At 59.5% G+C, this 7,939-nt stretch carries 6 protein-coding genes and 2 pseudogenes; 2 read left to right on the top strand and 6 right to left on the bottom strand.

Features of this window, described 5'->3' with window-relative positions; genetic code table 11:
- Both BMY36_RS20565 and BMY36_RS15280 read left to right on the top strand, forming a co-directional pair.
- Positions 1 to 143, top strand: a pseudogene (locus BMY36_RS20565) (IS110 family transposase); the annotation flags it as partial.
- A 66-nt stretch (positions 144 to 209) separates the two neighbouring features.
- A pseudogene (locus BMY36_RS15280) lies at positions 210 to 605 on the top strand (integrase core domain-containing protein); the annotation flags it as partial.
- Between the two features lie 58 nt (positions 606 to 663).
- Here the strand turns inward: BMY36_RS15280 and BMY36_RS15275 are convergent.
- The 6 genes from BMY36_RS15275 to BMY36_RS15250 form a co-directional block, all read right to left on the bottom strand.
- On the bottom strand, positions 664 to 1,482 hold the full coding sequence (locus BMY36_RS15275; protein WP_050521256.1) for a ferredoxin--NADP reductase: 819 nt from the start codon (positions 1,480 to 1,482) through the stop codon (positions 664 to 666).
- Positions 1,483 to 1,671: 189 nt separating this feature from the next.
- Positions 1,672 to 2,256, bottom strand: coding sequence for an amino acid synthesis family protein (locus tag BMY36_RS15270; RefSeq protein ID WP_050521255.1), 585 nt, complete (start codon positions 2,254 to 2,256; stop codon positions 1,672 to 1,674).
- Positions 2,253 to 2,834, bottom strand: coding sequence for an amino acid synthesis family protein (locus BMY36_RS15265; RefSeq protein WP_050521254.1), 582 nt, complete (start codon positions 2,832 to 2,834; stop codon positions 2,253 to 2,255). Before BMY36_RS15265 ends, BMY36_RS15270 begins: the two co-directional genes overlap by 4 nt.
- On the bottom strand, positions 2,821 to 3,705 hold the full coding sequence (locus tag BMY36_RS15260) for a UPF0280 family protein (protein ID WP_050521257.1): 885 nt from the start codon (positions 3,703 to 3,705) through the stop codon (positions 2,821 to 2,823). The genes BMY36_RS15265 and BMY36_RS15260 overlap by 14 nt, the downstream gene beginning before the upstream one ends.
- 8 nt (positions 3,706 to 3,713) lie before the next feature.
- Positions 3,714 to 5,204, bottom strand: coding sequence for a 6-hydroxynicotinate reductase (locus tag BMY36_RS15255; RefSeq protein ID WP_139194086.1), 1,491 nt, complete (start codon positions 5,202 to 5,204; stop codon positions 3,714 to 3,716).
- On the bottom strand, positions 5,197 to 7,938 hold the full coding sequence (locus tag BMY36_RS15250) for a molybdopterin-dependent oxidoreductase (RefSeq protein ID WP_050521252.1): 2,742 nt from the start codon (positions 7,936 to 7,938) through the stop codon (positions 5,197 to 5,199). The genes BMY36_RS15255 and BMY36_RS15250 overlap by 8 nt, the downstream gene beginning before the upstream one ends.
- Position 7,939 lies beyond the last annotated feature (1 nt).

Raw genomic sequence — 7,939 nt, 5'->3', positions numbered from 1 at the left:
CAGACATGAAGGCAAAATACGAGCAGCTGATCTCGACCGGGAAATGCAAAAAACTGGCCATCACAGCCGTCATGCGAAAACTGATTGTCATGGCCAACGCACTGCTTCGGGACCAGAGAAAATGGACGCAAAACCCAGCTTGACCAATACGGATACTCGCGCATGTAAACATGCACTGCCGGGCAGTGGATGAAGGCCATAACATAACGACAGCGCTAATGTTGGTTGAGCTGGGTGTGCTCAAATCCCACAGCCGTCCTCATACATCAAACGACAACCCGTTCTCGGAGGCCCATTTCAAAACTTTGAAATATCAGCCCAAATTCCCTAAAAACTTTGCAACCATAGAAAAAGCCCGCGCGTTTTGCCGCCAATTCTTTGCTTGGTACAATCAGGATCATCATCACGCGGGCATAGGTTTGATGACGCCTGACCAGATCCACTTTGGACAGGCAGAAACGGTCTATGCTGCGCGACAGGCCACGCTGGATGCAGCCTACATGACCAACCCAGAACGCTTTGTACACAAACCACCAAAACCGCCAAAAGTCCAGACCGCCGTCTGGATCAACCCACCAAAGCAAACGGAAGAAACACAAGCCTAAAGTCCAAAAGCCACTGTCTCAAAGTCGTTGACACGTTCCGGCCGTTCAAGGGGATGGGTCAGTCAACGAAAGCCCGTTCCACAACAAATGTGCCAGGCTTGTTGTTGGCCCCTTCGACCAAACCAAAGCCTTCCATCGCTGCCTTAGTGTCTTGCAGCATCGCCATGGACCCGCAAATCATGCCGCGATCATGTTCAGGGTCAATTGGCGGCACGCCGAGATCACTAAAGATTTTGCCGCTTGCAAGCAGATCCGTGATCCGCCCGGTGAATGCGTAGGGTTCGCGGGTGACGGTGCAATAGTGGCGCAGCTTGTCCTTGGCAAACTCTCCGATCAAGGGATCGGTCATGCAACTGTCATAAAGCGCCTTGCCGTAAGCCAGCTCTGCCACGGTCCGGCAGGTGTGCGTCAGAATGACCTCATCAAACTTTTCATAAGTTTCCGGGTCGCGGATCAGGGAGGCAAAGGGCGCAATCCCGGTGCCCGTCGAGAACATATAAAGCCGTTTTCCCGGCAGCAGGGCATCATTCACTAATGTCCCGGTTGATTTTTTGCGCATCAAAACGGTGTCCCCGACCTGAACGTTTTGCAAATGCGCGGTCAGCGGGCCATCTGGCACTTTGATCGAAAAGAACTCAATCTCCGCGTCCCAAGACGGGCTGGCGATGGAATACGCACGATAAATCGGTTTTTCTGCATTGGGCAGACCGATCATCACAAATTCGCCCGACCGAAACCGAAAGCTGGCCGGGCGGGTGATCCGAAAGCGAAACAGCGTGTCGGTGTAATGCTGAACTTCGGTCACGGTTTCGGCAAAAACGCCCGCGGGAATTGGAAACGCGGTTGGGTCAATCACGGGTGCGGTGGTGTGCGTCATGGTATCCTCGTGCTGGGCTAATCACTGTTGGGGCGGGTTAGCGTGAAAGCCATGCAAACCTGTGGCATGATGCGCCCCAATATCATTGGTCTACAAACGATAATTCAAACTTGGATCTTTTGTCAACGCAAATGCCGATGGACAGGCTAGGTCGCGCCCGGCGGCCCTTGCGCGCCGGGCACTAAGCAATCAGCGCAGGCCGTCTTCGCCCAAGGCGTCACCAGCTTTCAGCCCACCGACACGCGGCAAGGGGCGGCCACTGTCGGTCACGGCGATGGCCACGAGGATTTCATTCGCTCGGGGGGCGTCGTTAAACCTAATCTCAATCGCGTCAAAGTGGCTGCGCACATAGGCGGCATCCTTGTGCCCTAAAGGGATGTCCAAATCCTGCCCCAACCCGCCACGCTTTTTAGATGACGGCACAAGGGCTGCCCCTTTTTCCACGGCTTTGCGCAGCGGTGCCCCCATCTTGGGGTGTAGAATCGCGGCGGCATGTTCCAGCTCACCATTCTCGCCAACCATCGCGGCCTTGCCATAGCTTTCCGCCTGATCAGGCGTGATCCCCAAAGCGGCCACACAGCGCGCGCCAAGCAATGCGCCAAGATCAGCGCCAATATCCATCAGCAGCGACAAATCTTCAACATATTGCCCGGCATAGGGGTTTTCGATCACCGCTGCCGCCACCGCCTTGCGCGTGGGCGGGGAAACGGCCTTGCCGCCCTCGCTATGCGTTTCTTCAACCCAAACGCCGATTTTCCTGATCTTCGCGCTCATTTCAAGCCATCCTCGCCTTTGATGTCGCTGGCCTCCAGCCCGCCGGACCGGGAATGGATGCGCGGCCCGGTGGACATGACCAGCGCCAACAGCATCTCATCCGCGCGCGGGGCATCGTTCACGCCGATTTCCATCGAATCGAAATGGCTGCGCACATAGCTGGCGTTTATATGGGTGATTGGCACATCAATGCGCGCCCCCATGCCGCCCACCTTTTTGGCCGATGGAACAATCGCCTTGGTGCCTTTCAGCACCTCGCGCATGGCGTAACCGCCCGGCGCGTGCCACAAGGCGCCATGCTCCAACTCGCCGGCAGCACCAACAAGCGATGCCTTGCCATAGCCTTCGATCTTGTCCGCACCGCCAAGGGCATACGCCAGCTTTTGTGCCAGTTGCAGGCCCAAGGGGCGCAGATCATCCATGAAGCCTTGAATATCCGCCTCATACCGGCCCGCAAACGGGTTTTTGATGATCGCAAAAGCGGCCCCCCGCATATGCGGCACCTCGACAACCGGGCCGCCTTCGTGAAAGATTTCCTCAATGGCAAGCACTTGCTTGCGAAGCTCAAGTTTCGACATTGTTCGCCTCCTGTAGCTGGGCATTTTGCCCGAAATATGTGCCGACCACCCGCTGCTCATCTTGCAAGAACAGCGCGGCCCCGGCGATTTGACCTTGGCGCAGCATCGCCTCGGCCCGATTTGCACCCAAGGACAGGGCATGGTTTTGGTCTGCCCGGGTCAGCGGTGGAATATGGGTTACAACCATGCGACCGCCCAAATCACTGTCGGGTTGCAGATCATGGGCCGGGCTGCGCCGGATGCCCGAATGATCCGGCACATCAACGGCATTGGCAATCAAGGTCGCCGCAACATCAGCTTGCGCTGCGGACGCGGCAAGCACCGTCACGCTGCTGGCAATGCCAAACGAATGGCTGCGCCCGCCTGCGCCACTGGTCGCCATGCCGCCAACACCGTCCGCCGCATCCAGCGTGATACGGCCCAGATCCGCACCAGTCACGCCCGCCATGGCAGTGATGAACCGCGCGCCGGGGGCAAGATGGATGGCAATATCGCCGCCGTTATTGACATAGGCCCGCAACAAGGGTTCGGCTACCACCATCGCCGCCAAAATCTCATCCGCCACCGACCCGGCCACGGCGGCCATGCAGGTAACAAAACCCTCGGCGCAATGGGGCTGGCAGGCCTTATACATTCGCCGCGCAACCGCCCCTTTGGGGGTAGGCGTGGTAGGGTGCAGGGGCGCGCTTAATAAAGGACGCTCTGCCACCAGCCCCTCCAGCAACCCCTCAAACCGCGCGGCGGCGGCGGCAAAGGCACGCTGCCGCCCGCCCGATTGCACAGCGTCCGCCCCGATGATCAGATCAATCGGGCCGTGCGAGAGGTGAAGGCGTGCGCCATCCCCCAGCAGTGCAGCAACAGGACCGGGCATGCCCATGGTCAGGTGTCCGGCGACCAGCGGAAATTGTGCCGGTCAGTCGGGTCCACGCCGCCCGCGTGCCGCGCGACCCGGCGCACACCTTCGGTCAATACCTCCTCAATCGGGCGGATTTGGTCAACATGACCGCCAAACGCGACGTAATCGCTGCGGCGCATGGTAAATTCAATCGGGGCGACCAGCGCGGGTGTAGGCACATATCCAAAGGCGTTGCTTGGCATATCCAGCACATCGGCCATGACGGTAATGCCACCGCCCGGCCAGACATAGGCCTTGGCCCCGCCACAAGACACAAAGGTTAGCGACTCCTTGACCGACCGCGTAAGCCCGACAGGGTTAACCGTAACCCCCGCCCGCAACGACCCGCCTGCGCCGCCCATAAACAGCACCGAACACATCGACGGCTCACAGTTTTCCGCAATCCGCTCGACCGAGACATTCAGCGCCGCAGGCATCGGGACCGGAACCGGTTTCAGGCCCGCATCCAGCTCAAAATAAGCAAATTGTTCGCCCGTGGTGGACACCATCAGCAAACGCAGCCCCTGCCATGCAACCGCCGGATCAAATTCCTTCAAAATCGTCAGCGGGTCTTCAATATCCGTCCCACCCCAGCCAGTGCCGGGATTGGCCACCTGAAAATAACGCCCGGGGGTGGAGCGGCGACCCTTAATCTTGATGCCACTGGGCGGCACATTCAACAACTTGCCAGCCTGATGTTCAGACAAGACGCCAGTGATATGGTCATCAACCACAACCACATCATCCACATGCTGCGCCCATTGCGCGGCAAACATACCAATGGCTGCCGACCCGCACCCAACGCGCATCAGCTTTTCCGCAACCCCGTTCACAATCGGGGCCTTGCCCGCCTGCACCACGATGGTTGCACCCTCATCAATCACCAGCTCCACCGCTTCACAGTTGCACAGCTTAAGCAAGGCGTCACAGGTCACGCGCCCCTCTTTCTTGGTGCCGCCGGTCAGATGTTCCACCCCCCCAAGCGAGAGCATCTTGGAGCCGTATTCAGACGTCATCACATGGCCAATAGGTTCGCCATCATAGCGTACGATGGCGCATTCATGGCCCAGAAAACGGTCGGTATCAATTTTGACCTTCACACCACAGTAGCTGAAAATCCCTTCGGTGACGACCGTGACCATGTCCACGCCGTCAACCTCTTGCGACACGATGAAGGGGGCGGGTTTGTAATCGGGATAGGTGGTGCCCGCGCCGATGGCCGTGATGAACGGACGGCTGCTTTGCACCAGATCACCGTCCCAATCTGTGCCTTCGCCCTGCTTCAGGAAGGGGACCGCCTTTGCACCCCGGTCAATGGTTTTCTCGATAATCGTCAGCGGGTCATGGCGCACAAGCACGCCGCCCTCATTGCCATAACGGTCACACGCACCCGACCGTCCGTCTGCGATGTAGCACAGAACCGGGCAGGCATCGCAGCGTATCTTCTCGGGTTTGGTGCCGATGACATCAACCATTTGCGTCCCCATGTAGTGCTGCTGAAAGTTTGGATGGAATGGCGGGCACGCTGTACAATCGCACCCCGCAAGCCCGCTTGATCGCGTTCAAAAGTGCTGGCGCTGTTGGAATAAGCACATGTTCCCCCAGCCCTTTTGCCCCATACGGCCCATGGGCATCCGGCACCTCGACGATGATCGATTCAATCGGGGGAATATCCCCCATGGTCGGGATAAGGTAATCATGCAGGTTCTCGGTGCGGCCTGGCAGATAATCCTCCATCAGCGCCATGCCCAAGCCCTGTGCAATGCCACCCTGAATCTGGCCTTCAACCAGCATGGGGTTGATCGCGCGGCCAACATCATGGGCGGCGACAAACTTGACCGCGCGCACTGTGCCAAGGGCCGTGTCCACCTCTACCACCGCCAGATGGGCGGCATATCCGAATTGGGCATAGGGCGCGCCTTGACCGTTCTTATCCAGCGGTTTGGTTGGCGGATCGTACTGTTCGACAGCGGCAAAGACATAGCCATCGGCATCGACGGGCAAGCCCGCAAGCGCGATCCGGTGGGTGGTGCTGCTGTCCTTGACATAAATGTCGCCATCCGCAATCGACACCTCCGCATCACTGGGCGCATTCACCGCGCGCAAAATGGCGGCACGCAGCGCGTCTCCACACAGCCGCGCGGCATTGCCGGATACGAATGTTTGGCGCGACGCCGATGTTTTGCCCGCATCCGGCGTCAGGTCCGTATCGGGGCCGATCCGTTCCAACGTGGTGGATTGCACGCCCAGCGCCGTCATAAAGATTTGCGAAATAACCGTGTTCGCGCCTTGCCCAATATCCATAGCGCCCTGATGCAAAACCAGCGTGCCATCCGCCCGGACCCCGGCCTTGATAATGGACGGGTTGGGCAGTGAGGTGTTGCCACATCCGTACCAGCCGGCTGCCAAGCCCACACCGCGCCGCAAGCTGCCGGTCGCAGACGCGTTGAACGCATCGGCGGCCGCACCTTCATTGGCCCATGCTGGACGCAACGCTTCCAGACAGGCCTTGATGCCCACGCCTTGCGCAAACACTTGGCCGCAGACTGTTGGCACATGATCCTCCAGTGCGTTCAGGATGCGAAATTCCAGCGCGTCCATGCCCAACGTGTCAGCCAATTCGTCAAACAGCGATTCCTGCGCGATGCTGGATTGCGGCACGCCAAAGCCGCGAAACGCCCCCGAAGGCGGACAATTGGTGTGGATGGCCTTCGCCTCTGCCCAATAATCGGCAATGCGGTAGGGGCCGGAGGCATGCACCGGCACGCGGTTTGCCACGGTCGGCCCCCAAGACGCATAGGCCCCGGTGTTGAACTCGCCTGAAAACGCGAAACCGCTTATAAGACCATCGCGCATTGCCCCGATCCGCAGGTGAATTTCCGACGGGTGCCGTTTGGTGGTGGATTGCATGGATTCCGTGCGGCTATAGGTGATGCGCACCGGCTGCCCCGTTTTCAGCGCCCCAAGCGCAAGGTAGGGCTGCACGGAAATATCCAGTTTGGACCCAAACCCACCCCCAACAGCGGTGGGGATAATCCGGATTTTGCTGCGATCCATGCCAAGGATCAGTTCCATCGCCTCAAGGTCCATCACCGGCGCTTGGGTGCAAGCGTGAATTTCAATGCGACCATTCACGATCTGGGCAAAGCCTGCTTCCGGCTCAATATACGCATGTTCGACGAAACCGGTGGAAAACCGGCCTTCAACCACTACATCCGCCGCCGCCAGTGCGGCCTGCGCATCGCCGCAGGCGACAAAACCCTTGCACATCAGGTTGTTCTGCCGCTCGTCATGCAGTTGTGGCGCATCCTTGGCCTGTGCCTCCGCCACAGTGCTGATTGCATCCAGCGGGGTCCAGACAACGGGAAAATCATCGGGGTTCAGGTCGCGGATCGCCTCAGGCGTGCCAACCACGGCGGCTACCGCCTCCCCCCTGAAACGCGCCAGGTTTTCGGCAAAAACCGGCTGGTCGCGAAAGGCCGGGATAACACCAAAAGCGTTCAGGCCCGGCACATCGGCGGCGGTCAACACCGCCTTGATACCGCCGCGCGCTGCCTGCCACCCCGCAATATCGCCCAACGCAAAGGCCGCGCGTGCATAGGGCGAGCGGATCACCCGAATTTCCAGCGTTCCCGCCGGGGCCACATCATCGCCAAACGCCTCAGTCCCCGTGACCTTTTCCAACCCGTCCAGCCGCCGGATAGACGCGCCAACCCCAATCGTGCCCACAGGGGCTGCGGGCGTGGCAATCACTGCGTCTATAATCTTGCGATAGCCGGTGCAGCGGCACAAAACACCGCCCAACGCATCCTGAACCGCCGCCACATCCGGGGTTGGGTTGTCGCGCAGCAGGGCCACGGCACAGACCATCATGCCGGGCGTGCAAATGCCACATTGCGCGGCCCCGTGATCCTGAAAGGTTTGCACCAACCGTTGCGCCGTCTGATCGGTGGCCACAAGGCCCGACAGGGTTTCAACCCTGCACCCTTCGGCCTGATGGGTCGGGACCAGACAGGCGCACACGGTTTCACCATCAATCAGCACCGTGCAGGCACCGCAGTCGCCCGCATTACAGCCAATTTTGACATCTCGCGCGCCCAACCGTTCGCGCAGGGTTTCGGACAAACGCTCTCCCGGAACGGGGGTAATATTGACCGCTTGGCCATTCAGCACAAAGGCAAGGCCCGTATCCGTCACCCGTTGGTCCATC

Source organism: Pseudorhodobacter antarcticus (genome assembly GCF_900110135.1).
Classification (GTDB): domain Bacteria; phylum Pseudomonadota; class Alphaproteobacteria; order Rhodobacterales; family Rhodobacteraceae; genus Pseudorhodobacter; species Pseudorhodobacter antarcticus.
The sequence above is the reverse complement of the archived record's forward strand: the minus strand, read 5'-3'. Positions and strand labels throughout refer to the sequence as shown.

Excerpts from the sequence above, each read along its gene's own strand:
- BMY36_RS15275 (WP_050521256.1), bottom strand. The coding sequence starts at position 1,482 with ATGACGCACACCACCGCACCCGTGATTGACCCAACCGCGTTTCCAATT.
- BMY36_RS15270 (WP_050521255.1), bottom strand. The coding sequence starts at position 2,256 with ATGAGCGCGAAGATCAGGAAAATCGGCGTTTGGGTTGAAGAAACGCAT.
- BMY36_RS15265 (WP_050521254.1), bottom strand. The coding sequence starts at position 2,834 with ATGTCGAAACTTGAGCTTCGCAAGCAAGTGCTTGCCATTGAGGAAATC.
- BMY36_RS15260 (WP_050521257.1), bottom strand. The coding sequence starts at position 3,705 with ATGCCCGGTCCTGTTGCTGCACTGCTGGGGGATGGCGCACGCCTTCAC.
- BMY36_RS15255 (WP_139194086.1), bottom strand. The coding sequence starts at position 5,204 with ATGGTTGATGTCATCGGCACCAAACCCGAGAAGATACGCTGCGATGCC.
- BMY36_RS15250 (WP_050521252.1), bottom strand. The coding sequence starts at position 7,938 with ATGGACCAACGGGTGACGGATACGGGCCTTGCCTTTGTGCTGAATGGC.